The organism is Escherichia sp. MOD1-EC7011 (genome assembly GCF_002965005.1).
GTDB classification, from domain to species: Bacteria; Pseudomonadota; Gammaproteobacteria; order Enterobacterales; family Enterobacteriaceae; genus Escherichia; species Escherichia ruysiae.
Window position 1 is genome coordinate 79,705 of record NZ_PTRD01000029.1, and the last position, 22,710, is coordinate 102,414.

The following is a 22,710-nucleotide window of genomic DNA, read 5'->3' on the forward strand; positions in this document are numbered from 1 at the left end:
TAAAACGTCGCAAACTTCTACCCTATCAGAGTCTGAAGTCTTCCCCAAGGTATACACGCTTAACATGTTCATCTTGTAAGATTTCTGTCGGCGTGCCATGAGCGATTAAATGCCCCTGACTGACGATATAAGCGCGTTCACAAACAGCCAGCGTTTCACGCACGTTATGGTCGGTGATAAGCACGCCCAGCCCGCTGTCGCGCAGGTGTTCAATGATACGTTTGATGTCGATAACCGAGATCGGGTCAACCCCGGCAAATGGTTCATCGAGGAGGATAAATTTCGGATTCGCAGCCAGTGCGCGCGCAATTTCTACACGACGGCGTTCACCACCGGAGAGCGATTGCCCCATGCTGTCGCGTAAATGCTCAATGTGGAACTCTTCCATCAGCTCGTTCGCGCGATCTTCACGCTGTTCAGCGGATAAGTCGTCACGAATTTGCAGTACCGCCATCAGGTTATCGTAAACGCTGAGGCGACGAAAAATAGAGGCTTCCTGCGGTAAATAGCCGATACCGCGACGCGCACGCGCATGCAGCGGCAGAAGGCTGATATCGTCGTCATCAATAATAATGTTGCCCGCATCGCGCGGCACAATGCCAACGACCATGTAGAAAGTGGTCGTCTTACCGGCACCGTTTGGCCCCAGCAGACCGACAATCTCCCCGGAGTTGACGGTCAGGCTGACGTCTTCCACCACGCGGCGGCCTTTATAGGCTTTTGCAAGGTTCTTTGCAGTTAAAGTTGCCATAACGAATTAATTACCCTTCTTCTGCGCCGGGGTCTGGCCTTTGTTGTTTTTGTCCTGCAACTGTGACGGCACCAGAACGGTGGTCACACGCTTACCTTTGTCACTGAAAGCCTGCATTTTCTGCTCTTTCACCAGGTAAGTGATCTTATCGCCCTTAATGTTGCTATCGACCTGCTGCAGATAAGCATTACCGGTCAGGATGACAAAATCTTTCGCCAGTTCGTAATGCATCTGGGAAGCGTGACCTTCGACAGGTTTACCGTTGTCCTGCATCTGATAGAACGTCGCTGGCTTACCGTAGCCATCGATCACTTCTTTGCCCTGCTCGCCACCCGGACGGGTGACGACCACTTTATCTGCATTAATTTTAATGGTGCCTTGAGTCACGACGACATTACCGGTAAAGGTAACCACGTTGCCTTGCATATCAAGAGATTGCTGGTCCGACTCAATGTGGATCGGTTGGTCAGTATCTCCGGTAACGGCAAATGCCGGAATGCTGGCGGCCAGAAGTGAGCTGGCAAGCACAAGATTAAGGCTGAGTTTGTTTGTTTTGAATTTCATAGGATGTTCTAACCTTTTCAATCAGCTCGGCATTCTTGCTGCGTAAGTTGCCGCGCATTTTCAGACCGCTGGAGTTAAATGTTGTTCCGTATAACGTGACGAGGTCTTCAGAGGTAACATCCTGCGTCACCAGATTGATCTGCGCGTTATCCGTCGTGATTCTGCGAAGTTGAGAGTCTGGCACGAGTGCGTTGACTTCAACGTGTCCATATAAATAGAGCATCCGGTCATTGGTTAGCTTGGCTTTATCTGCTTTAACCGACCATGTCGGGATTTTATCCTTATCAAACGTGGTAAGTACGGGTTGCGTAAACCACGAAACGGCCTGATCGGAATAATATTCAACGTGTTGAGCAATCAATCGATAGCTTAGGGCTCCTTCTGGGTTATAGACGAGCGTATCCGTATGCTCGCTTTTATAGGTGGGATCATTGTTGTTGACGACCACCTGGGCGGTATCGTCTTTCTCGGTCATGTTAATACCGATCATCACCAGAACCGCCAGTGATAGCACAATGATAACCCAACGTCTGGCTTTACTCATATCGATTGCCCTTTGGCTTCATCCAGTTTGCCCTGCGCCAGGAGTAATAAGTCGCAAACTTCACGCACTGCGCCGCGACCGCCAGCAATGCGAGTCACGTAATCGGCGCGCGGGAGCAACAGCGGATGCGCATCGGCCACGGCTACGCTTAGGCCCACTTTTTCCATTACCGGCCAGTCGATGAGATCATCCCCAACGTAAGCCACGTTTTCCGGGGCGATCGCCAGTTTTTCCAGCAGATCGCTAAAGGCGATAAGTTTATTCGACTGCCCCTGATACAAGTGACTAATCCCCAATGTGGCACAGCGATCTTCTACCAGTTTAGCCTTTCGCCCGGTAATGATGGCGACTTCAATATCAGAGGTGAGCGCACAACGAATGCCATAACCATCACGAACATTGAACGCTTTAAGTTCTTCGCCGTTGTTGCCCATATAAATCAGGCCATCTGACAGCACGCCATCGACGTCAAGGATCAGCAGACGAATATTTTCTGCTTTTGCCATAACGTCGGCACTGACAGGGCCGTAACAGGTCTCAAGTGACGCACCTGCTTTATTCATTGTTGTTTATCCTTGAATCTTTACACTACGCCAGCACGCAGTAAATCATGCATATGTAACACACCGAGTAAATGGTCGCCATCGGCAACCATTACGGAGGTGATATGGCGGGACTGCATTAAGTTCAGTGCCTCAACGGCCAGAATGCCAGGGCGTACGCGAATTCCCCCCGGCGTCATCACATCGGCAATACTTAATTGACGGACATCCACGCCCATATCGAAGACACGGCGTAAATCACCGTCGGTAAAGATGCCTTCAATCATCATATTGTCATCGCAAATGACGGTCATACCAAGATTTTTGCGGGTAACTTCCAGTAATGCATCGCGCAGGCTGGCGGTTTTTTTAACATGCGGGATCTCATCACCCGTATGCATAATATCGTTTACGCGCAGCAGAAGTTTACGACCCAGTGCGCCGCCGGGATGTGAGAGCGCAAAATCTTCGGCGGTAAAGCCGCGCGCTTTTAACAGAGCGACGGCGAGCGCATCGCCCATAACCAGCGTGGCGGTGGTGCTGCTGGTCGGTGCCAGCCCCAACGGGCAGGCTTCTTTTGCTACTTTAACACACAGATGCACATCTGCGGCACGAGCCATGCTGCTCTCCGGGCGACCGGTAATGCAGATTAACGGCACGTGAAGACGCTTAAGTACCGGAATCAAGGCATTGATTTCGCTGGATTCACCAGAGTTAGAGATAGCTATTACCACATCCTGCGGGGTGACCATGCCTAAATCGCCATGCGCGGCTTCGCCAGGATGGACGAAAAATGACGGAGTACCGGTGCTGGCAAAGGTCGCGGCCATTTTGCGTCCAATGTGTCCCGATTTGCCCATCCCCATAACCACGACTTTACCTTTACACCAAAACATCTTTTCGCAAGCGAGCGCGAAATTCTGATTGATGTATTGATCAAGCTCCGCCAGGCATTCACGTTCAATCGCCAGGACTTCTTTACCTGCTTGCTGAAAGTCAAAACCCGGTTGCAACTCTACGTGCGACATAATGCGTTTCCAGTTATTCAACGAGTATTGGCGATAACCAGTACAACATCGCCAGCCATACGATAAATCCGCCTGTTAATAATACCCCTACGCCACGGCCCGGTTGCGGGGAGCGTCGCCAGCACAGCAACGCAAAAATAATGCTTACCAACAACATCACGCTGTAGTCACGGCTGTACGCCAGTGAGTTAATCTCCCCTGGCGTAATCAGCGCCGGCAGACCCAGCACGATGACGATATTAAAAATATTCGCGCCAATGATATTACCGACGGCGATGTCGTTTTCACCTTTGCGAACACCGGCTATCGCGGTTGCCAGTTCCGGCAGACTCGTGCCGATAGCGATTGCCGTCAGACCAATAGTCAATTCGCTGATGGCAAAGTAATTCGCCAGAACGGTGGCGTTATCAATCACCATCCGCGTTGCCACTGGCATGATGATCAGCGCAATGCCAAGCCATAAAAATGCGACGGGTAAACCGCCTTCACGCGGTAGCTCTGCAAGCTGCTCTCTGGTCAGGCTATCGGTTCCCTGACGTTCGGCCTGATGTGCAAGTTTAACAATGAACAGCAGCCATAGCACAGCCAGAAAAAGGAGAAAGATACCATCGCTGCGGCTAAGTTGTCCGTCATAGAGTACGGAACCGGCCACCACGCTGACGAATAACATTAATGGTAACTCGCGGCGCAGAACATCGGAATGGACGGTAAAAGGGCGCACCAGTGCGGTCAGACCGAGGATCAGCAAGATATTGATAATGTTTGAGCCAAGCGCCGTACCGACGGCTAAATCGCGTTGTTCGTGCAGTGACGCGGCAAGCGAAACAATAATCTCAGGAAGCGACGTGCCAATACTGACCACAGTCATGCCAATGATCAGCGGTGGGATGCCAAAAGTGCGGCAAAGAATGGAAGCGGCAAATACCAGACGATCGGCACTGTATACGACCAAAAGTAAACCAACAATTAACAGTGCCGTAGCTAAAAGCATCTAACGTCCTTTCTTCAGGTATACTCGCCGGTCGCTGAAGATTCTCAGAAAGCCGTAACGGATTCTTAATTTTGACTTTATGCGGCTAAAAAGTAAAACAAATGCCAGCTTTAGCTAACCACGGCGGGTAATATTCTGTAAATATATTGGGTTCAAGGTTAAATTGAGCACCATGCTTAGAAAATCAACGCAAGACGAAGGGTGAATTATGGAGCAGTCTGTGGCGAATTTAGTCGATATGCGCGATGTCAGTTTTACGCGTGGCAATCGCTGCATCTTCGATAATATTTCCCTGACCGTGCCGCGAGGGAAGATCACGGCAATCATGGGGCCATCGGGCATCGGTAAAACGACGCTACTCCGTCTGATTGGCGGGCAAATCGCACCAGATCACGGTGAGATCCTTTTTGATGGCGAGAATATTCCGGCGATGTCTCGTTCGCGCCTGTACACTGTGCGCAAACGGATGAGCATGTTGTTTCAGTCCGGGGCGTTGTTCACAGATATGAACGTATTTGACAACGTTGCCTATCCACTGCGCGAACATACCCAGCTCCCCGCGCCATTGTTGCATAGCACGGTGATGATGAAGCTGGAAGCCGTGGGGCTGCGTGGAGCGGCTAAACTGATGCCTTCTGAGCTTTCCGGCGGGATGGCTCGTCGCGCTGCACTGGCGCGTGCGATTGCCCTGGAGCCGGATCTCATCATGTTTGATGAACCGTTTGTTGGGCAGGATCCGATCACTATGGGCGTACTGGTGAAGCTGATTTCTGAGCTGAACAGCGCGTTGGGCGTGACCTGCGTGGTAGTTTCTCACGATGTGCCGGAAGTCTTAAGTATTGCGGATCACGCCTGGATTCTGGCGGATAAAAAAATTGTCGCTCACGGTAGCGCCCAGGCGTTGCAGGCGAATCCTGATCCGCGCGTACGTCAGTTTCTGGACGGGATAGCTGACGGACCTGTTCCGTTCCGCTATCCTGCCGGCGATTATCACGCTGATCTTTTACCAGGGAGTTAAGCCACTCATGCTGTTAAATGCGCTGGCCTCGCTTGGACATAAAGGGATTAAAACCCTGAGAACGTTCGGACGGGCCGGGTTAATGTTATTCAATGCGCTGGTCGGCAAACCGGAATTTCGTAAACATGCGCCGCTGCTGGTGCGTCAGCTCTATAATGTCGGCGTCCTGTCAATGCTGATTATTGTGGTTTCTGGCGTATTCATCGGAATGGTGCTGGGTCTGCAAGGTTATCTGGTGCTGACCACTTATAGTGCGGAAACCAGTCTGGGTATGCTGGTGGCGTTATCGCTACTGCGTGAACTGGGGCCGGTGGTTGCTGCGTTGCTGTTTGCCGGTCGAGCCGGCTCGGCGTTAACCGCAGAAATCGGCTTGATGCGCGCCACAGAGCAGCTCTCCAGCATGGAGATGATGGCGGTCGATCCGCTGCGTCGGGTTATTTCTCCGCGTTTCTGGGCTGGGGTTATTTCATTGCCGTTGCTGACGATTATTTTCGTCGCCGTGGGGATCTGGGGTGGATCGCTGGTCGGCGTTAGCTGGAAAGGTATTGATAGCGGATTCTTCTGGTCGGCAATGCAAAATGCTGTCGACTGGCGTATGGATCTGGTCAACTGTCTGATTAAGAGCGTGGTGTTCGCTATTACGGTGACGTGGATTTCGTTGTTTAACGGCTACGACGCCATCCCGACTTCTGCCGGGATTAGCCGGGCAACCACTCGCACCGTTGTCCACTCGTCTCTGGCTGTTCTGGGGCTGGATTTTGTGCTGACCGCATTGATGTTTGGGAATTGAGTTCATGCAAACGAAAAAAAATGAAATTTGGGTGGGTATCTTTTTATTAGCAGCACTGCTGGCGGCGCTGTTTGTCTGCCTGAAGGCGGCAAACGTGACGTCCATACGTACTGAACCGACCTACACGCTTTATGCGACGTTCGATAACATTGGCGGCCTGAAAGCGCGCTCTCCGGTCAGCATTGGCGGCGTTGTCGTCGGTCGGGTGGCAGATATTACGCTGGATCCGAAAACCTATTTGCCGCGCGTGACGCTGGAAATTGAACAACGTTATAACCACATTCCTGACACCAGTTCGCTGAGCATTCGTACTTCCGGCCTGCTTGGAGAGCAATATCTGGCGTTAAACGTCGGTTTTGAAGACCCCGAACTGGGTACTGCTATCCTGAAGGATGGCGATTCGATTCAGGACACCAAGTCTGCGATGGTGCTGGAAGATCTCATTGGTCAGTTCCTTTACGGCAGTAAAGGCGATGACAATAAGAATAGTGGCGATGCGCCAGCTGCTGCGCCAGGTAATAATGAAACCACTGAACCTGTGGGTACAACGAAATAATTTCAGGAGAACCGACGCATGTTTAAACGTTTAATGATGGTCGCTTTGCTGGTGATTGCACCGCTGAGTGCGGCAACTGCGGCAGACCAAACCAATCCGTATAAGCTGATGGACGAGGCGGCGCAGAAAACGTTCGATCGCCTGAAGAATGAGCAACCGCAAATCCGGGCCAACCCGGATTACCTGCGTACTATCGTCGATCAGGAACTACTGCCGTATGTGCAGGTGAAATACGCTGGTGCACTGGTACTGGGTCAGTATTACAAGAGCGCGACCCCAGCCCAACGTGATGCATACTTTGCCGCTTTCCGTGAGTACCTGAAGCAGGCTTATGGTCAGGCGCTGGCGATGTATCACGGGCAGACTTACCAGATTGCGCCAGAACAGCCGCTGGGTGACAAAACTATTGTGCCTATTCGCGTTACTATTATTGATCCGAATGGTCGCCCGCCGGTGCGTCTGGACTTCCAGTGGCGTAAAAACTCCCAGACTGGCAACTGGCAGGCTTACGACATGATTGCCGAAGGCGTCAGCATGATCACCACTAAACAAAACGAGTGGGGAACGCTGCTGCGTACCAAAGGTATTGACGGCCTGACCGCGCAACTGAAATCAATTTCTCAACAGAAAATCACTCTGGAAGAGAAAAAATAATGAGCGAGTCACTGAGCTGGGTGCAGACGGGCAACACTCTGGTATTAACCGGAGAGTTGGATCAAGACGTACTGCTACCGCTTTGGGAAGTGCGTGAAGAAGCGGTGAAGGGAATTACCAGTATCGATCTTAGCCGCGTGTCCCGCGTAGATACCGGTGGACTGGCGCTGCTGCTCCACCTTATCGATCTGGCGAAAAAGCAGGGCAACAGCGTGACGCTTCAGGGGGTAAACGATAAGGTGTATACCCTGGCAAAGTTGTATAATTTGCCGTCTGATGTCCTGCCTCGTTAAATTTTTTCAGGCTGGATAAGGCGTTAACCGCCTGTCCGGCAAATCCGCCTGCAAGTCGAGCCTTGTTTGATTTATCAGCAAGGCTTTTTGCTTATTTATGCCAGCGCAACTTTGCTCTAAGATGTTTTGCTGGTTTATTAACTGATGAATGAAGATCCCATGGAAAATAATGAAATTCAGAGCGTGCTGATGAACGCTCTCTCCCTCCAGGAAGTCCACGTTTCCGGCGATGGCAGCCACTTTCAGGTTATTGCCGTGGGTGAGATGTTTGACGGCATGAGCCGGGTTAAAAAACAGCAGACGGTTTATGGTCCGCTGATGGAATATATTGCGGATAACCGCATTCATGCTGTGTCGATCAAAGCGTATACCCCTACGGAGTGGGCGCGAGATCGCAAACTGAACGGCTTTTGAGCTATGGGCGATTTGCCGGTAGCGGATATGAATTGTTAACTGAGAACAAACTAAATGGATAAATTTCGTGTTCAGGGGCCAACGAAGCTCCAGGGCGAAGTCACAATTTCCGGCGCTAAAAATGCTGCTCTGCCTATCCTTTTTGCCGCACTACTGGCGGAAGAACCGGTAGAGATCCAGAACGTACCGAAACTGAAAGACGTTGATACGTCAATGAAGCTGCTAAGCCAGCTGGGTGCGAAAGTAGAACGTAATGGTTCTGTGCATATTGACGCCCGCGACGTTAATGTATTCTGCGCACCTTATGATTTAGTCAAAACCATGCGAGCCTCTATCTGGGCGCTGGGGCCGCTGGTGGCACGTTTCGGTCAGGGACAGGTTTCTCTACCTGGTGGTTGTACGATTGGTGCGCGTCCGGTTGATTTGCATATTTCCGGGCTTGAGCAATTAGGCGCGACGATCAAACTGGAAGAAGGTTACGTAAAAGCTTCCGTTGATGGGCGTCTGAAAGGCGCGCATATCGTGATGGATAAAGTCAGCGTCGGCGCAACCGTGACCATCATGTGTGCTGCAACCCTGGCAGAAGGCACCACGATTATTGAAAACGCCGCGCGTGAACCGGAAATTGTCGATACCGCGAACTTCCTGATTACGCTGGGCGCGAAAATTAGCGGTCAGGGCACCGATCGTATCGTCATCGAAGGTGTGGAACGTTTAGGCGGCGGTGTCTATCGCGTGCTGCCGGATCGCATCGAAACCGGCACGTTCCTGGTGGCAGCGGCAATCTCTCGCGGCAAAATTATCTGCCGTAACGCCCAGCCAGATACTCTGGACGCCGTGCTGGCGAAACTGCGTGACGCTGGAGCGGACATTGAAGTAGGTGAGGACTGGATTAGCCTGGATATGCATGGCAAACGTCCGAAGGCCGTTAATGTCCGCACTGCGCCGCATCCGGCGTTCCCGACCGATATGCAGGCTCAGTTCACGCTGCTGAACCTGGTGGCAGAAGGCACCGGATTCATCACCGAAACGGTCTTTGAGAACCGCTTTATGCACGTGCCAGAGCTGAGCCGTATGGGCGCGCAAGCCGAGATTGAAAGCAATACCGTTATTTGTCACGGTGTCGAAAAACTTTCCGGCGCACAGGTCATGGCGACCGATCTGCGTGCATCAGCAAGTCTGGTGCTGGCTGGCTGTATTGCGGAAGGGACTACGGTTGTTGATCGTATTTATCACATCGATCGCGGCTACGAACGCATTGAAGACAAATTGCGTGCATTAGGTGCGAATATCGAGCGTGTGAAAGGCGAGTAATCGTCTGAAAGCTGGCAGCCCCGTTCGCGGGGCTACCGCCAGACCACTCATTTTTTCGGTTTAGTGTAGCTGCGCATTAACTGCGTTCTGTCGATAAACTCATGGGTCTGCGGATCATGGTAGCGTGATGGCCATATAACCCAGGGGTCAGTACCCAGGGCTTTCGCAATAATCATCTCTCCCTTTGGCCACGGACGCGATAATGCATTTGCCAGCGTCGAGGAACTCAAACCATTTCTGCGAGATTCCGCCGCCATTGACGTTCCCTTCTTGCGCAAACCCGCAATGATGTCAGCGGGATGCCAGTCAATGAAATTACTCTCCATCTTGCCTCACTCCTTAAGTTAGTCGCTTTCATTCAGAACATGTGTTCTATCGAGCATCACTATACTCCTGATGGCGCATTGCTCTAAAAAGTTCATGTAAATAGTGTGAAGATTCAGAATATATAAAGACAAACAGCTGATTATTCAGATGGTATTGCACTGAATAAGTGTTTTTATGGAACTTACTGGAGTTATCCCGCGCAATGCGCGGGATAAAGGGAAGGAATTAACGATCGCGTTGAACCGCGATATGTGCAAGGCCGATTAACGCCTCTCGCCACGGGGTATCCGGGAGTATCTGTAACGCTTCGATGGCTTTGTCTGCCTCTTCCTCGGCACGCTGACGCGTCCATTCAAGAGATCCACACGCGTTCATTGCTTCCAGAACCGGTTCCAGAAGATGACGCCCGTTGCCTTGCTCAATAGCAGTACGGATCATTTGCGCCTGCTCCGGTGTACCATTATGCATCGCATGTAGCAGCGGCAGCGTCGGTTTACCTTCGTTCAGATCGTCCCCGACGTTTTTACCTAACTGTTCACCATCGGCGCTGTAATCGAGCAAATCGTCGATGAGCTGAAAAGCGGTGCCGAGGTAACGTCCATAATCCTGCAGGCCTTTTTCCTCTTCCGGTGTACATCCTGCCAGAATCCCGGAACACTGCGCAGCAGCCTCAAACAGACGTGCAGTTTTGCTGTAGATAACGCGCATGTAGTTTTCTTCGGTGATATCCGGGTCGTTAACGTTCATCAGTTGCAGAACTTCACCTTCTGCAATGACGTTTACGGCTTCAGACATCACTTCCAGCACTTTGAGCGAGCCGAGGCTGGTCATCATCTGGAACGCGCGGGTGTAAATAAAATCGCCTACCAGCACGCTGGCGGCATTGCCAAACGCGGCGTTGGCGGTAGCTTTACCACGGCGCATATCTGATTCATCCACAACGTCGTCGTGTAGCAGAGTCGCTGTGTGGATAAACTCGATCAGAGCGGCAATGGTGACATGCGCATTTCCCTCATAGCCAACAGCTCGTGCAGCCAGTACAGCAATCATCGGACGAATACGTTTACCGCCGCCGCTGACGATGTAATAGCCTAACTGATTGATCAGTTGGACGTCGGAATTAAGCTGCTCAAGGATTGCCGCATTAACACCCGCCATATCTTGCGCGGTTAACTCATTGATTTTTTCTAAATTCATCGCAAAAGCCGGGCTTTTCGCCCCGATTACCTTACTGTGAACAAAGGCAACTTAGGGTTTATGGTTAGGAATATAGGGTGATTGTACTGAAAAAATGGCACAGATAAACGTTACCGTACAAGTTGTGTTTTTTTTCTTCGTGTATTGACTGTAGCACTTGTCAAAGGCGTGCGTTTTGCGTAATATTCGCGCCCTATTGTGAATATTTATAGCGCACTCTGAATCATTGAAAAGGTGTGCGCGGAAGCGGAGTTTTATATGTACGCGGTTTTCCAAAGTGGTGGTAAACAACACCGAGTAAGCGAAGGTCAGACCGTTCGCCTGGAAAAGCTGGACATCGCAACTGGCGAAACTGTTGAGTTCGCTGAAGTGCTGATGATCGCAAACGGTGAAGAAGTCAAAATCGGCGTTCCTTTCGTTGATGGCGGCGTAATCAAAGCTGAAGTTGTTGCTCACGGTCGTGGCGAGAAAGTTAAAATCGTTAAGTTTCGTCGTCGTAAACACTATCGTAAGCAGCAGGGCCATCGTCAGTGGTTCACTGATGTGAAAATTACTGGCATCAGCGCCTAAGACCTGAGGAGAGATTTCAAATGGCACATAAAAAGGCTGGCGGCTCCACACGTAACGGTCGCGATTCAGAAGCTAAACGCCTGGGCGTTAAGCGTTTCGGTGGCGAATCCGTTCTGGCGGGTAGCATCATCGTTCGTCAACGTGGCACCAAATTCCACGCTGGCACTAACGTAGGTTGCGGTCGTGACCACACTCTGTTTGCTAAAGCAGACGGTAAAGTGAAATTCGAAGTTAAAGGCCCGAAAAACCGTAAATTTATCAGCATCGAAGCTGAATAAGTTTTTCGCGTCCCGGTAACGGATGAAAGCCCCGCAACACGTTGCGGGGCTTTTTACATTCGATAGCCGGTAAAAATGCGCATCGTGCGGCGTTAATCCGCAAATGCGTTTTGCAGGGAATACGGTATGAAGCAGCAGGCAGGCATTGGCATTCTTTTGGCGCTCACCACAGCAATTTGCTGGGGGGCGTTGCCAATCGCAATGAAGCAGGTGCTGGAGGTGATGGAACCTCCGACAATTGTGTTTTACCGTTTCTTGATGGCGAGTATTGGCCTTGGTGCCATTCTTGCGGTGAAGAAGAAGCTGCCGCCATTACGCGTGTTTCGTAAGCCACGCTGGTTGATTTTGTTGGCAGTGGCGACTGCCGGGCTGTTTGGGAACTTCATCCTGTTCAGCTCATCCTTGCAATACCTGAGTCCGACCGCCTCGCAGGTGATTGGGCAACTCTCGCCGGTTGGCATGATGGTTGCCAGCGTATTTATCCTGAAAGAGAAAATGCGCAGCACCCAGGTTGTGGGAGCATTGATGCTCCTGAGCGGCCTGGTGATGTTCTTTAACACCAGTCTGGTCGAGATATTTACAAAGCTCACCGATTACACCTGGGGAGTTATCTTTGGGGTCGGTGCGGCGACGGTTTGGGTGAGTTATGGCGTGGCGCAAAAGGTTTTATTGCGTCGGCTGGCCTCACCGCAGATCCTGTTTTTACTGTACACTTTATGTACAATTGCGCTCTTCCCTCTGGCAAAGCCTGGGGTGATAGCGCAGCTTAGCCACTGGCAGCTCGCATGTTTAATTTTTTGCGGACTGAATACATTGGTAGGATATGGCGCCCTGGCGGAAGCGATGGCTCGCTGGCAGGCAGCGCAGGTGAGCGCGATAATCACGCTCACCCCACTGTTTACGCTGTTTTTTTCAGATCTTTTATCACTGGCCTGGCCCGATTTCTTCGCCAGACCGATGTTAAACCTTTTAGGTTATCTCGGTGCGTTTGTCGTGGTTGCGGGCGCGATGTATTCCGCCATTGGTCATCGTATTTGGGGCGGATTACGTAAGCATACAACGGTGGTATCGCAACCCCGCGCAGGCGAATGATTTACGGAGAATAAAATGAAGTTTGTTGATGAAGCATCGATTCTGGTCGTTGCAGGTGATGGCGGTAATGGTTGCGTGAGCTTCCGCCGCGAAAAATATATTCCGAAAGGCGGCCCGGATGGCGGCGACGGTGGTGACGGCGGTGACGTATGGATGGAAGCCGACGAGAACCTGAATACGCTTATCGATTATCGTTTTGAAAAATCTTTCCGCGCCGAGCGTGGTCAGAATGGCGCAAGCCGCGACTGCACCGGTAAGCGTGGTAAAGACGTGACGATTAAAGTACCAGTAGGTACGCGTGTTATCGATCAGGGCACCGGTGAAACCATGGGCGATATGACCAAACACGGTCAGCGTCTGCTGGTTGCTAAGGGCGGCTGGCACGGTCTGGGCAATACTCGTTTCAAATCGTCCGTTAACCGTACACCACGGCAGAAAACCAACGGCACGCCGGGCGATAAGCGCGAGCTGCTGCTGGAGCTGATGCTGCTGGCGGACGTCGGGATGCTGGGGATGCCAAATGCTGGTAAATCGACATTCATTCGCGCTGTTTCGGCGGCTAAACCGAAAGTAGCGGACTATCCGTTTACCACTCTGGTGCCAAGTCTGGGTGTGGTACGAATGGACAACGAAAAGAGCTTCGTTGTTGCCGATATTCCAGGGCTGATTGAAGGCGCTGCGGAAGGCGCAGGTCTGGGGATTCGCTTCCTGAAGCACCTGGAACGTTGCCGCGTCCTGTTGCACCTTATCGATATCGATCCGATTGACGGCACCGATCCGGTTGAAAACGCGCGTATTATTATCAGCGAGCTGGAAAAATACAGTCAGGATCTGGCGGCGAAACCGCGTTGGTTAGTCTTCAACAAGATCGATCTGCTGGATAAAGCGGAAGCCGAAGAGAAAGCGAAAGCGATCGCTGAGGCGCTGGGCTGGGAAGATAAATATTATCTGATCTCTGCGGCAAGCGGACTGGGCGTGAAAGATCTCTGCTGGGATGTGATGACCTTTATCATTGAAAACCCGGTCGTGCAGGCCGAAGAAGCGAAACAGCCAGAGAAAGTCGAATTCATGTGGGATGATTATCACCGTCAGCAGCTTGAAGAAATTGCTGAAGAGGATGATGAAGACTGGGATGACGACTGGGACGAAGACGACGAAGAAGGCGTTGAGTTCATTTACAAGCGTTAATTACTGATGACAAACGCCAAATAGCCTGATGCGCTACGCTTAGCAGGCATAAACAAAGCGCACTTTGTCAATAATCTGAAACCCCGACCATGCGCCGGGGTTTCTTTTTGACTAATTGTTCTGATAAATATCTTTATACAAGCGGCTTTCAAAGCGCACTAACGGAATACGGCGATTACGCTGATCCGCCGGCTCTACGGCATAGCCAGAAAGATATTGTACGAATGCCATTCGTTGCCCGCTCGCTGTGGTAATGAATCCCGCCAGGTTATATACCCCCTGCAACGAACCGGTTTTCGCTGAGACCTTGCCATCCACGCCCGCCTGATGCAGACCCGCACGGTACTGTAACGAGCCGTCATAACCCGCCAGCGGCAGCATAGATATAAAGTTAAGCTCATTGTCATGTTGGGCGATATATTGCAGCACCTGCATCATGGTGGCAGGCGCAATCAGGTTATGGCGTGAAAGTCCCGAACCATCGGCAATAATCGTGTTGCCAATATCGACACCGGCTTGCTGACGCAGAATTTGGCGCACGGCGTCCGACCCGGCCCGCCATGTTCCAGGCACATTGAAGCGCGCATGGCCTATCATGCGGAAAACCGTATCGGCGATCATGTTGTCTGATTTTTTCAGCATAATCTTAAGCAGATCATGCAAAGGAGCCGATTGTTTACTGGCCACCACCGTTCCCGGTTCGTTAACCTGCGTTTGTCGCAGCAGTGTTCCGCTCCAGGTGATACCCACTTGTTTTAGCTCATCTTTCAGAATCGCCCCGGCATAGCTGGCACCATCTTGCACCGCAAAGGCTAACGGTAGAGGTTCGGAACGTTGTGGCAGGCATCCGGTCAGCGTAAAGCGGTTCAGGTCGCCTGGCACGACATCTAGCTCGCAGTATTGCGCTTCGGCAGAACCACGGGGTAGGGTGCGTACCTGGCTGAACATCGTAACGGGGTAATAAGATGCCACGCGTATAAAAGCCATATCACCGGGTTTTTGGGCGCTGTAGAGCGAGACGGAGAAGCAATTGCGGTCAACAATGGCAGCGGCGGGAGGGGCGCTAAAGCATTGTGTCATGTCATTCCATGGCCAGCCGGGAGCTTTATCATGACTGGCAAAAATGGAGGTATCTATGAGTACATTGCCATCGATTTGTGTGACACCAGATTTTTTCAGAGTCGCGACCATATTGCGAATATCCTGACGTTTTAACGTCGGATCGGCACCAAATCGCGCCACTAAATCGCCTTTAAGCACTCCGTTTTCCACATTACCTTTGGTTTCAAGCGTAGTGGTAAAACGAAAATCGGGGCCGAGTTGAATCAACGCAGCCAGCGCAGTGATTACTTTTTGCGTACTGGCGGGCAGCGCCATCTGCTGACTGTGGTAATCAATCGTGGGGGCAGACGCGCCGACTCTTTGCACCATCAGGGCAAGGTTGGCACCAGCGGGAAGTTGAGTAATGTACTCATCAACATTCGCAGCCTGAACACTGAACGTTATACAGCTGGTCAATCCGATGATAAATCTGGAAAATCGCATAATCTCGCGCTAACAACCTGGAATCGAGCCGTCATACTACGGCGCAACGCCCTATAAAGTAAACGATGACCCTTCGGGAACTTCAGGGTAAAATGATCATCAAAATGTGAATTGTAGCTGACCTGGAACCTGTTTCCTGGTCGGTATTTTTTTGCTTCTGGCCTGGTGAGGAGTTATGCCGGGCTGACCGAACAGCCGGGGTGGGTGGAGACTCGCCCCATCAGGAATATTCAAGAGGTATAACAAATGCAAGCTATTCCGATGACCTTACGCGGCGCTGAAAAATTACGCGAAGAGCTGGATTTTCTGAAATCTGTGCGCCGTCCTGAAATCATTGCTGCTATCGCGGAAGCGCGTGAACATGGCGACCTGAAAGAGAATGCTGAATATCACGCTGCGCGTGAACAGCAGGGCTTCTGCGAAGGCCGTATCAAAGACATCGAAGCCAAGCTGTCGAACGCGCAGGTGATTGATGTCACCAAAATGCCAAACAATGGCCGCGTTATTTTTGGTGCTACCGTAACGGTGTTGAATCTGGATTCTGATGAAGAACAGACTTATCGCATCGTAGGCGATGACGAAGCTGACTTTAAACAAAACCTGATTTCTGTAAACTCACCTATCGCTCGTGGCCTGATCGGCAAAGAAGAAGATGATGTTGTGGTCATCAAAACGCCAGGCGGCGAAGTAGAATTTGAAGTAATTAAGGTAGAATACCTGTAAGAATTACCCAATACTCAAAATGTTGATGTATTGTAAAGAAAGGAAAAAGGCCGCTATGCGGCCTTTTATCAACGAACAGAGCGTGGCATTTTGCTCTCCTGCCTGCGGAAAATCCCTCGTTTTACACAGAAAATGTGTGTAACTTTAGGATAATCTTAGCGTGGCAGCGAGATTTTACGTTCTTTAGTTGGGCGATAAAGCACCAGCGTTTTACCGATGACCTGTACATTACAGGCGCCGGTTTCGCGCACGATAGCTTCCACGATCAAGGTTTTAGTTTCGCGATCTTCTGTGGCGATTTTCACCTTGATGAGTTCATGGTGCTCTAACGCTTGTTCAATCTCGGCCAGCACCCCTTCGGTCAAACCATTACTGCCAAGCAGAACAACTGGCTTGAGCGGATGTGCCAGACCTTTCAGGTGTTGTTTTTGTTTAGTACTCAGATTCATCGTATTTTTTTGCTTACGTTGGGATTGAAAACGGGTCATTCTACCGCCATCTCCCATATATCACCAAACAGGCGCGTAAAAATTTACGCAATTGGTTACGATGAGTTATCCCAATGGGAAAGTTAAATGACAGGTAAGAAGCGTTCTGCCAGCTCCAGCCGCTGGCTTCAGGAACACTTTAGCGATAAATATGTTCAACAGGCACAGAAAAAGGGGTTACGTTCCCGTGCCTGGTTTAAACTTGATGAAATACAGCAAAGTGACAAACTCTTTAAACCGGGAATGACGGTTGTCGACCTTGGTGCTGCCCCGGGTGGTTGGTCACAATATGTGGTCACCCAAATTGGCGGCAAAGGCCGCATCATCGCTTGCGATCTTTTACCTATGGATCCTATCGTTGGTGTGGACTTTCTTCAGGGCGATTTTCGTGATGAACTGGTGATGAAAGCACTGCTGGAACGCGTAGGCGACAGCAAAGTCCAGGTTGTCATGTCCGATATGGCACCAAACATGAGCGGAACACCGGCGGTGGATATCCCCCGAGCCATGTATCTGGTGGAACTGGCGCTAGAAATGTGTCGTGATGTGTTAGCGCCGGGTGGCAGTTTTGTAGTGAAGGTGTTCCAGGGCGAAGGTTTCGATGAGTATCTAAGGGAAATTCGCTCCCTGTTTACGAAGGTCAAAGTTCGTAAGCCGGACTCTTCTCGTGCACGTTCGCGGGAAGTGTATATTGTAGCGACCGGGCGTAAACCCTAACCGGGAGATTTCAGACGAAAGTTTGAAAGATGCTGGATATAGAGTATCCTGACGCTGTTTTTAACACAGTTGTAATAAGAGGTTAATCCCTTGAGTGACATGGCGAAAAACCTAATACTCTGGCTGGTCATTGCCGTTGTGCTGATGTCAGTATTCCAGAGCTTTGGGCCCAGCGAGTCTAATGGCCGTAAGGTGGATTACTCTACCTTCCTACAAGAGGTCAATAACGACCAGGTTCGTGAAGCGCGTATCAACGGACGTGAAATCAACGTTACCAAGAAAGATAGTAACCGTTATACCACTTACATTCCGGTTCAGGATCCGAAACTACTGGATAACCTGCTGACCAAGAACGTCAAGGTTGTCGGTGAACCGCCTGAAGAGCCAAGCCTGCTGGCTTCTATCTTCATCTCATGGTTCCCGATGCTGTTACTGATTGGTGTCTGGATCTTCTTCATGCGTCAAATGCAGGGCGGCGGCGGTAAAGGCGCGATGTCGTTCGGTAAGAGCAAAGCGCGCATGTTGACGGAAGATCAGATCAAAACGACCTTTGCTGATGTTGCTGGTTGCGACGAAGCAAAAGAAGAAGTTGCCGAACTGGTTGAGTATCTGCGTGAGCCGAGCCGCTTCCAGAAACTGGGCGGTAAGATCCCGAAAGGCGTCCTGATGGTCGGTCCTCCGGGTACAGGTAAAACGCTGCTGGCGAAAGCCATTGCAGGTGAAGCGAAAGTTCCGTTCTTTACCATCTCCGGTTCTGACTTCGTAGAAATGTTCGTCGGTGTGGGTGCATCTCGTGTGCGTGACATGTTCGAACAGGCTAAGAAAGCGGCACCGTGCATCATCTTCATCGATGAAATCGACGCCGTAGGTCGCCAGCGTGGCGCTGGTCTGGGTGGTGGTCATGATGAGCGTGAACAGACCCTGAACCAGATGCTGGTTGAGATGGATGGCTTCGAAGGTAACGAAGGTATCATCGTTATCGCGGCGACTAACCGTCCGGACGTTCTCGACCCGGCACTGCTGCGTCCTGGTCGTTTCGACCGTCAGGTTGTGGTTGGTCTGCCAGATGTCCGTGGGCGTGAGCAGATCCTGAAAGTGCATATGCGTCGCGTACCGTTGGCGCCAGATGTTGATGCGGCAATTATTGCTCGTGGCACACCAGGCTTCTCCGGTGCAGACCTGGCGAACCTGGTGAACGAAGCGGCACTGTTTGCGGCACGTGGCAACAAACGCGTTGTATCAATGGTTGAATTCGAAAAAGCGAAAGACAAAATCATGATGGGTGCGGAACGTCGCTCCATGGTGATGACGGAAGCGCAGAAAGAATCGACTGCTTACCACGAAGCTGGCCACGCGATTATTGGTCGTCTGGTGCCGGAACACGATCCGGTGCACAAAGTAACGATTATCCCGCGCGGTCGCGCGTTGGGTGTGACCTTCTTCCTGCCTGAAGGCGACGCAATCAGCGCCAGCCGACAGAAACTGGAAAGTCAGATTAGTACCCTGTACGGCGGTCGTCTGGCAGAAGAGATCATCTACGGACCAGAACATGTTTCTACCGGTGCGTCGAACGATATTAAAGTTGCGACTAACCTGGCGCGTAACATGGTGACCCAGTGGGGCTTCTCTGAAAAACTCGGTCCGCTGCTGTATGCGGAAGAAGAAGGTGAAGTTTTCCTCGGTCGTAGCGTGGCGAAAGCAAAACATATGTCCGATGAAACCGCGCGTATCATCGACCAGGAAGTGAAGTCACTGATTGAACGTAACTATAATCGTGCGCGTCAGTTGTTGAACGACAACCTGGATATTCTTCATGCGATGAAAGATGCACTCATGAAATATGAGACCATCGACGCACCGCAGATTGATGACTTGATGGCTCGTCGCGATGTACGCCCGCCTGCAGGTTGGGATGAGTCGGGAGCATCTAACAATTCTGACAATAATGGCACTCCAAAGGCGCCGCGTCCGGTTGATGAACCACGTACGCCAAATCCGGGTAACACCATGTCAGAGCAGTTAGGCGACAAGTAAGTTCCCGCATCAGATGACTGTATTTGTACCGAAAACCCCGGGGCGTGCTCCGGGGTTTTTTCTTATCAATTCATACCAGGGATAACACCATGAAACTCTTTGCCCAGGGCACTTCACTGGATCTTAGCCATCCTCACGTGATGGGGATACTCAACGTCACGCCAGATTCTTTTTCTGATGGTGGTACGCATAACTCTCTGATTGATGCAGTGAAACATGCGAATCTGATGATCAACGCTGGCGCGACGATTATCGACGTTGGTGGAGAGTCTACGCGTCCAGGTGCAGCGGAAGTGAGTGTTGAAGAAGAGTTGCAACGTGTTATTCCGGTGGTTGAGGCAATTGCGCAACGATTCGAAGTCTGGATCTCTGTGGATACCTCCAAACCGGAAGTTATCCGTGAGTCGGCGAAAGTGGGCGCTCACATCATTAACGATATCCGCTCCCTTTCCGAACCTGGCGCTCTGGAAGCGGCTGCGGAAACTGGTTTACCCGTATGCCTGATGCATATGCAGGGAAATCCAAAGACCATGCAGGAAGCGCCGAAGTATGACGATGTTTATGCTGAAGTGAATCGCTACTTTCTTGAGCAAATAGCACGCTGTGAACGGGCGGGTATCGCAAAAGAGAAATTGTTGCTCGACCCGGGATTCGGTTTCGGTAAAAATCTCCACCATAACTATTCATTATTGGCGCGTCTGGCTGAATTTCACCATTTCAACCTGCCGCTGTTGGTGGGTATGTCACGAAAATCGATGATTGGACAACTGCTGAACGTGGGGCCGTCCGAACGCCTGAGCGGTAGTCTGGCCTGTGCAGTTATTGCTGCGATGCAGGGCGCACACATCATTCGTGTTCATGACGTCAAAGAAACCGTAGAAGCGATGCGAGTGGTGGAAGCCACTCTGTCTGCAAAGGAAAACAAACGCTATGAGTAATCGTAAATATTTCGGGACCGATGGGATCCGTGGTCGTGTTGGGGATGCGCCGATCACCCCTGATTTTGTGCTGAAGCTGGGCTGGGCAGCAGGTAAAGTGCTGGCGCGTCATGGTTCCCGTAAGATCATTATTGGTAAAGACACGCGTATTTCTGGCTATATGCTGGAGTCGGCGCTGGAAGCGGGTTTGGCGGCAGCGGGACTTTCCGCACTTTTTACCGGCCCGATGCCAACACCGGCAGTGGCTTATCTGACGCGTACCTTCCGCGCAGAGGCCGGGATTGTGATTTCCGCATCGCATAACCCGTTCTACGATAATGGCATTAAATTCTTCTCTATCGACGGCACCAAACTGCCGGATGCGGTAGAAGAGGCCATCGAAGCTGAAATGGAAAAAGAGATCAGCTGCGTTGATTCGGCAGAACTGGGTAAAGCCAGCCGTATCGTTGATGCTGCGGGTCGCTATATCGAATTTTGCAAAGCCACGTTCCCGAACGAACTTAGCCTCAGTGAACTGAAGATTGTGGTGGATTGCGCAAATGGCGCGACTTATCACATCGCGCCAAACGTGCTGCGCGAGTTGGGAGCGAACGTTATCGCCATCGGTTGTGAGCCGAACGGCGTAAACATCAATGCCGAAGTGGGGGCAACTGATGTTCGTGCGCTACAGGCACGCGTACTGGCTGAAAAAGCAGATCTCGGCATTGCCTTTGACGGCGACGGCGACCGCGTGATTATGGTTGACCATGAAGGCAATAAAGTCGATGGCGATCAGATCATGTATATCATCGCGCGTGAAGGTCTTCGTCAGGGGCAGCTGCGTGGTGGCGCGGTGGGTACATTAATGAGCAACATGGGGCTGGAACTGGCGCTGAAACAGTTAGGCATTCCATTTGCACGTGCGAAAGTGGGCGACCGCTACGTACTGGAAAAAATGCAGGAAAAAGGCTGGCGTATCGGTGCAGAGAACTCCGGTCATGTGATCCTGCTGGATAAAACCACTACCGGTGACGGCATCGTTGCTGGTTTGCAGGTGCTGGCGGCGATGGCGCGTAACCATATGAGCCTGCACGACCTTTGCAGTGGCATGAAAATGTTCCCGCAGATTCTGGTTAACGTGCGTTATACCGCAGGCAGCGGCGATCCGCTGGAGCATGAGTCAGTTAAAGCCGTGACCGCCGAAGTTGAAGCGGCGCTGGGTAGCCGTGGGCGTGTGCTGTTGCGTAAATCCGGCACTGAGCCGTTAATTCGCGTGATGGTCGAAGGTGAAGACGAAGCGCAGGTCACCGAGTTTGCTCACCGTATCGCTGATGCGGTAAAAGCGGTTTAATGCGATAACTAACTGGCTAAAAAGGCGGCGATTGTCGCCTTTGTTTTTCTTATGCACATCTATTTTGCTGTTTTTTTCCGCAGTTGATACAATGCAATAAAATTGCCCTTGCGAAGGTCATTCGCTTTGGTTAGTATTCACACCCGCTTCAGTGGGAAAGATTAAATTCTCCCGCTTTATTGGTTGAAGCATTGGTCGCGGCAACTCCGCAAGGAACAGGTTGATTATGTACGAAGCTCTTTTAGTAGTTTTCCTTATTGTAGCAATTGGCCTTGTTGGTCTGATCATGCTGCAGCAAGGTAAAGGCGCTGATATGGGAGCCTCCTTCGGAGCAGGCGCTTCCGCTACGCTGTTTGGTTCAAGTGGTTCTGGCAACTTCATGACCCGTATGACGGCTGTGCTGGCAACGTTGTTCTTCATCATCAGTCTGGTGCTGGGTAACATCAACAGCAACAAAACCAATAAAGGTAGCGAATGGGAAAATCTGAGTGCTCCGGCGAAAACCGAACAAACTCAGCCAGCTGCTCCGGCTAAGCCGACCAGCGATATCCCGAACTAAGAATAGTATCTGTGCTGAGGTGGTGGAATTGGTAGACACGCTACCTTGAGGTGGTAGTGCCCTAACGGGCTTGTGGGTTCGAGTCCCATCCTCAGTACCAATATTCCAAAAGAAAGACGCTGAAAAGCGTCTTTTTTTGTATCTGTGACCCGTCCTGATAGCGTTAAACAAAGTTTTCTGCATCATTATTTTCTACAATCGCAATCGCCCTATGTTGCATAGGTTGTGATTACATAATCGTTGTAGATACCGTTTGAAGGGGTGG

At 51.2% G+C, this 22,710-nt stretch carries 27 protein-coding genes and 1 tRNA gene; 18 read left to right on the top strand and 10 right to left on the bottom strand.

Translation table 11 applies throughout. The features are described 5' to 3' along the window. Positions 1 to 25: 25 nt before the first annotated feature. Genes lptB through A7098_RS15610 form a run of 6 tightly spaced genes read right to left on the bottom strand, consistent with a single transcriptional unit; the run spans position 26 to position 4,420 of the window. Positions 26 to 751: an LPS export ABC transporter ATP-binding protein gene (gene lptB, locus A7098_RS15585; RefSeq protein ID WP_000224099.1), complete on the bottom strand. Its 726-nt coding sequence runs from the start codon at positions 749 to 751 to the stop codon at positions 26 to 28. A gap of 6 nt (positions 752 to 757) precedes the next feature. Then, on the bottom strand, positions 758 to 1,315 hold the full coding sequence (lptA, locus tag A7098_RS15590; RefSeq protein WP_105281057.1) for a lipopolysaccharide ABC transporter substrate-binding protein LptA: 558 nt from the start codon (positions 1,313 to 1,315) through the stop codon (positions 758 to 760). Then, on the bottom strand, positions 1,284 to 1,859 hold the full coding sequence (gene lptC / locus A7098_RS15595; RefSeq protein WP_000030542.1) for an LPS export ABC transporter periplasmic protein LptC: 576 nt from the start codon (positions 1,857 to 1,859) through the stop codon (positions 1,284 to 1,286). Before lptC ends, lptA begins: the two co-directional genes overlap by 32 nt. Next, complete coding sequence (gene kdsC, locus A7098_RS15600) at positions 1,856 to 2,422, bottom strand: 3-deoxy-manno-octulosonate-8-phosphatase KdsC (RefSeq protein ID WP_032226554.1); 567 nt, start codon at positions 2,420 to 2,422, stop codon at positions 1,856 to 1,858. Before kdsC ends, lptC begins: the two co-directional genes overlap by 4 nt. A 20-nt stretch (positions 2,423 to 2,442) precedes the next feature. Beyond that, complete coding sequence (gene kdsD / locus A7098_RS15605) at positions 2,443 to 3,429, bottom strand: arabinose-5-phosphate isomerase KdsD (protein ID WP_010346512.1); 987 nt, start codon at positions 3,427 to 3,429, stop codon at positions 2,443 to 2,445. 13 nt (positions 3,430 to 3,442) lie between these two features. Further along, on the bottom strand, positions 3,443 to 4,420 hold the full coding sequence (locus A7098_RS15610) for a calcium/sodium antiporter (protein ID WP_032226552.1): 978 nt from the start codon (positions 4,418 to 4,420) through the stop codon (positions 3,443 to 3,445). A gap of 208 nt (positions 4,421 to 4,628) precedes the next feature. On the opposite strand from A7098_RS15610, the gene mlaF reads away from it, so the two are divergent. The 7 genes from mlaF (at position 4,629) to murA (ending at position 9,459) form a co-directional block, all read left to right on the top strand. Then, complete coding sequence (gene mlaF / locus A7098_RS15615; RefSeq protein WP_000438245.1) at positions 4,629 to 5,438, top strand: phospholipid ABC transporter ATP-binding protein MlaF; 810 nt, start codon at positions 4,629 to 4,631, stop codon at positions 5,436 to 5,438. A 7-nt stretch (positions 5,439 to 5,445) separates the two neighbouring features. Next, positions 5,446 to 6,228: a lipid asymmetry maintenance ABC transporter permease subunit MlaE gene (gene mlaE, locus A7098_RS15620; protein WP_000925792.1), complete on the top strand. Its 783-nt coding sequence runs from the start codon at positions 5,446 to 5,448 to the stop codon at positions 6,226 to 6,228. Between the two features lie 4 nt (positions 6,229 to 6,232). Continuing rightward, positions 6,233 to 6,784 (top strand): outer membrane lipid asymmetry maintenance protein MlaD, encoded by a 552-nt coding sequence (gene mlaD / locus A7098_RS15625; RefSeq protein WP_016159478.1) that lies wholly within the window; start codon positions 6,233 to 6,235, stop codon positions 6,782 to 6,784. 18 nt (positions 6,785 to 6,802) lie between these two features. Further along, the gene (gene mlaC / locus A7098_RS15630) at positions 6,803 to 7,438 is read left to right on the top strand and encodes a phospholipid-binding protein MlaC (RefSeq protein ID WP_000476484.1); all 636 of its coding nucleotides are present in this window, start codon (positions 6,803 to 6,805) and stop codon (positions 7,436 to 7,438) included. Continuing rightward, positions 7,438 to 7,731, top strand: coding sequence for a lipid asymmetry maintenance protein MlaB (gene mlaB, locus A7098_RS15635; protein WP_105281058.1), 294 nt, complete (start codon positions 7,438 to 7,440; stop codon positions 7,729 to 7,731). The genes mlaC and mlaB overlap by 1 nt, the downstream gene beginning before the upstream one ends. Positions 7,732 to 7,890: 159 nt before the next feature. Continuing rightward, positions 7,891 to 8,145, top strand: a complete 255-nt coding sequence (gene ibaG, locus A7098_RS15640) for a BolA family iron metabolism protein IbaG (protein ID WP_010346509.1) — start codon at positions 7,891 to 7,893, stop codon at positions 8,143 to 8,145. Between the two features lie 54 nt (positions 8,146 to 8,199). Continuing rightward, the gene (murA, locus tag A7098_RS15645; protein WP_000357262.1) at positions 8,200 to 9,459 is read left to right on the top strand and encodes a UDP-N-acetylglucosamine 1-carboxyvinyltransferase; all 1,260 of its coding nucleotides are present in this window, start codon (positions 8,200 to 8,202) and stop codon (positions 9,457 to 9,459) included. A 47-nt stretch (positions 9,460 to 9,506) separates the two neighbouring features. Here murA and sfsB read toward each other — a convergent pair whose 3' ends face one another. Beyond that, on the bottom strand, positions 9,507 to 9,785 hold the full coding sequence (gene sfsB, locus A7098_RS15650; protein WP_000445413.1) for a DNA-binding transcriptional regulator SfsB: 279 nt from the start codon (positions 9,783 to 9,785) through the stop codon (positions 9,507 to 9,509). Positions 9,786 to 10,011: 226 nt separating this feature from the next. Beyond that, entirely contained in the window at positions 10,012 to 10,983 is a 972-nt protein-coding gene (gene ispB / locus A7098_RS15655) for an octaprenyl diphosphate synthase (protein WP_010346507.1), read from the bottom strand. A gap of 258 nt (positions 10,984 to 11,241) precedes the next feature. Here ispB and rplU point away from each other — a divergent pair, with 258 nt between their 5' ends. The 4 genes from rplU to cgtA all read left to right on the top strand — a co-directional run bounded on the left by rplU (position 11,242) and on the right by cgtA (position 14,111). After that, entirely contained in the window at positions 11,242 to 11,553 is a 312-nt protein-coding gene (rplU, locus tag A7098_RS15660; protein WP_000271401.1) for a 50S ribosomal protein L21, read from the top strand. A 20-nt stretch (positions 11,554 to 11,573) separates the two neighbouring features. Continuing rightward, the gene (rpmA, locus tag A7098_RS15665) at positions 11,574 to 11,831 is read left to right on the top strand and encodes a 50S ribosomal protein L27 (protein WP_000940596.1); all 258 of its coding nucleotides are present in this window, start codon (positions 11,574 to 11,576) and stop codon (positions 11,829 to 11,831) included. Between the two features lie 126 nt (positions 11,832 to 11,957). Next, positions 11,958 to 12,923 carry a DMT family transporter gene (locus tag A7098_RS15670; protein ID WP_000813014.1) on the top strand — a complete coding sequence of 322 codons (966 nt, stop codon included), beginning with the start codon at positions 11,958 to 11,960 and terminating at the stop codon, positions 12,921 to 12,923. Between the two features lie 15 nt (positions 12,924 to 12,938). After that, a complete protein-coding gene (gene cgtA, locus A7098_RS15675) occupies positions 12,939 to 14,111 on the top strand; it encodes an Obg family GTPase CgtA (RefSeq protein ID WP_000673561.1) in 1,173 nt (390 codons plus the stop codon). 111 nt (positions 14,112 to 14,222) lie between these two features. On the opposite strand, the gene dacB is transcribed toward cgtA, so the two are convergent. Then, positions 14,223 to 15,656, bottom strand: a complete 1,434-nt coding sequence (dacB, locus tag A7098_RS15680; protein ID WP_105281059.1) for a serine-type D-Ala-D-Ala carboxypeptidase — start codon at positions 15,654 to 15,656, stop codon at positions 14,223 to 14,225. 246 nt (positions 15,657 to 15,902) lie between these two features. Between dacB and greA the strand changes: the two genes are divergently transcribed. Then, a complete protein-coding gene (gene greA, locus A7098_RS15685) occupies positions 15,903 to 16,379 on the top strand; it encodes a transcription elongation factor GreA (RefSeq protein ID WP_001148001.1) in 477 nt (158 codons plus the stop codon). A 155-nt stretch (positions 16,380 to 16,534) separates the two neighbouring features. Here greA and yhbY read toward each other — a convergent pair whose 3' ends face one another. Then, positions 16,535 to 16,828 carry a ribosome assembly RNA-binding protein YhbY gene (gene yhbY, locus A7098_RS15690; protein ID WP_001054420.1) on the bottom strand — a complete coding sequence of 98 codons (294 nt, stop codon included), beginning with the start codon at positions 16,826 to 16,828 and terminating at the stop codon, positions 16,535 to 16,537. 126 nt (positions 16,829 to 16,954) lie between these two features. Here yhbY and rlmE point away from each other — a divergent pair, with 126 nt between their 5' ends. From rlmE to A7098_RS15720, 6 genes are all read left to right on the top strand, one after another. Then, positions 16,955 to 17,584 carry a 23S rRNA (uridine(2552)-2'-O)-methyltransferase RlmE gene (rlmE, locus tag A7098_RS15695; protein ID WP_000145975.1) on the top strand — a complete coding sequence of 210 codons (630 nt, stop codon included), beginning with the start codon at positions 16,955 to 16,957 and terminating at the stop codon, positions 17,582 to 17,584. Between the two features lie 99 nt (positions 17,585 to 17,683). Beyond that, positions 17,684 to 19,618: an ATP-dependent zinc metalloprotease FtsH gene (ftsH, locus tag A7098_RS15700; protein WP_001107477.1), complete on the top strand. Its 1,935-nt coding sequence runs from the start codon at positions 17,684 to 17,686 to the stop codon at positions 19,616 to 19,618. Positions 19,619 to 19,707: 89 nt separating this feature from the next. Further along, positions 19,708 to 20,556, top strand: coding sequence for a dihydropteroate synthase (gene folP, locus A7098_RS15705; protein ID WP_105281060.1), 849 nt, complete (start codon positions 19,708 to 19,710; stop codon positions 20,554 to 20,556). After that, a complete protein-coding gene (gene glmM / locus A7098_RS15710; protein WP_000071137.1) occupies positions 20,549 to 21,886 on the top strand; it encodes a phosphoglucosamine mutase in 1,338 nt (445 codons plus the stop codon). Before folP ends, glmM begins: the two co-directional genes overlap by 8 nt. 226 nt (positions 21,887 to 22,112) lie before the next feature. Beyond that, complete coding sequence (gene secG / locus A7098_RS15715) at positions 22,113 to 22,445, top strand: preprotein translocase subunit SecG (RefSeq protein WP_001517162.1); 333 nt, start codon at positions 22,113 to 22,115, stop codon at positions 22,443 to 22,445. Positions 22,446 to 22,458: 13 nt separating this feature from the next. Then, positions 22,459 to 22,545, top strand: a tRNA-Leu gene (locus tag A7098_RS15720). Positions 22,546 to 22,710: the final 165 nt, after the last annotated feature.

What these genes read in the sequence shown, in the direction of transcription:
- kdsC (WP_032226554.1), bottom strand. Translation starts at nt 2,422, where the DNA reads ATGAATAAAGCAGGTGCGTCACTTGAGACCTGTTACGGCCCTGTCAGT.
- yhbY (WP_001054420.1), bottom strand. Translation starts at nt 16,828, where the DNA reads ATGAATCTGAGTACTAAACAAAAACAACACCTGAAAGGTCTGGCACAT.
- secG (WP_001517162.1), top strand. Translation starts at nt 22,113, where the DNA reads ATGTACGAAGCTCTTTTAGTAGTTTTCCTTATTGTAGCAATTGGCCTT.
- lptA (WP_105281057.1), bottom strand. Translation starts at nt 1,315, where the DNA reads ATGAAATTCAAAACAAACAAACTCAGCCTTAATCTTGTGCTTGCCAGC.
- kdsD (WP_010346512.1), bottom strand. Translation starts at nt 3,429, where the DNA reads ATGTCGCACGTAGAGTTGCAACCGGGTTTTGACTTTCAGCAAGCAGGT.
- greA (WP_001148001.1), top strand. Translation starts at nt 15,903, where the DNA reads ATGCAAGCTATTCCGATGACCTTACGCGGCGCTGAAAAATTACGCGAA.
- mlaC (WP_000476484.1), top strand. Translation starts at nt 6,803, where the DNA reads ATGTTTAAACGTTTAATGATGGTCGCTTTGCTGGTGATTGCACCGCTG.
- A7098_RS15670 (WP_000813014.1), top strand. Translation starts at nt 11,958, where the DNA reads ATGAAGCAGCAGGCAGGCATTGGCATTCTTTTGGCGCTCACCACAGCA.
- murA (WP_000357262.1), top strand. Translation starts at nt 8,200, where the DNA reads ATGGATAAATTTCGTGTTCAGGGGCCAACGAAGCTCCAGGGCGAAGTC.
- mlaF (WP_000438245.1), top strand. Translation starts at nt 4,629, where the DNA reads ATGGAGCAGTCTGTGGCGAATTTAGTCGATATGCGCGATGTCAGTTTT.
- mlaE (WP_000925792.1), top strand. Translation starts at nt 5,446, where the DNA reads ATGCTGTTAAATGCGCTGGCCTCGCTTGGACATAAAGGGATTAAAACC.
- sfsB (WP_000445413.1), bottom strand. Translation starts at nt 9,785, where the DNA reads ATGGAGAGTAATTTCATTGACTGGCATCCCGCTGACATCATTGCGGGT.
- A7098_RS15610 (WP_032226552.1), bottom strand. Translation starts at nt 4,420, where the DNA reads ATGCTTTTAGCTACGGCACTGTTAATTGTTGGTTTACTTTTGGTCGTA.
- rlmE (WP_000145975.1), top strand. Translation starts at nt 16,955, where the DNA reads ATGACAGGTAAGAAGCGTTCTGCCAGCTCCAGCCGCTGGCTTCAGGAA.
- rplU (WP_000271401.1), top strand. Translation starts at nt 11,242, where the DNA reads ATGTACGCGGTTTTCCAAAGTGGTGGTAAACAACACCGAGTAAGCGAA.
- rpmA (WP_000940596.1), top strand. Translation starts at nt 11,574, where the DNA reads ATGGCACATAAAAAGGCTGGCGGCTCCACACGTAACGGTCGCGATTCA.
- ibaG (WP_010346509.1), top strand. Translation starts at nt 7,891, where the DNA reads ATGGAAAATAATGAAATTCAGAGCGTGCTGATGAACGCTCTCTCCCTC.
- lptC (WP_000030542.1), bottom strand. Translation starts at nt 1,859, where the DNA reads ATGAGTAAAGCCAGACGTTGGGTTATCATTGTGCTATCACTGGCGGTT.
- glmM (WP_000071137.1), top strand. Translation starts at nt 20,549, where the DNA reads ATGAGTAATCGTAAATATTTCGGGACCGATGGGATCCGTGGTCGTGTT.
- mlaD (WP_016159478.1), top strand. Translation starts at nt 6,233, where the DNA reads ATGCAAACGAAAAAAAATGAAATTTGGGTGGGTATCTTTTTATTAGCA.
- ispB (WP_010346507.1), bottom strand. Translation starts at nt 10,983, where the DNA reads ATGAATTTAGAAAAAATCAATGAGTTAACCGCGCAAGATATGGCGGGT.
- dacB (WP_105281059.1), bottom strand. Translation starts at nt 15,656, where the DNA reads ATGCGATTTTCCAGATTTATCATCGGATTGACCAGCTGTATAACGTTC.
- ftsH (WP_001107477.1), top strand. Translation starts at nt 17,684, where the DNA reads ATGGCGAAAAACCTAATACTCTGGCTGGTCATTGCCGTTGTGCTGATG.
- lptB (WP_000224099.1), bottom strand. Translation starts at nt 751, where the DNA reads ATGGCAACTTTAACTGCAAAGAACCTTGCAAAAGCCTATAAAGGCCGC.
- folP (WP_105281060.1), top strand. Translation starts at nt 19,708, where the DNA reads ATGAAACTCTTTGCCCAGGGCACTTCACTGGATCTTAGCCATCCTCAC.
- cgtA (WP_000673561.1), top strand. Translation starts at nt 12,939, where the DNA reads ATGAAGTTTGTTGATGAAGCATCGATTCTGGTCGTTGCAGGTGATGGC.
- mlaB (WP_105281058.1), top strand. Translation starts at nt 7,438, where the DNA reads ATGAGCGAGTCACTGAGCTGGGTGCAGACGGGCAACACTCTGGTATTA.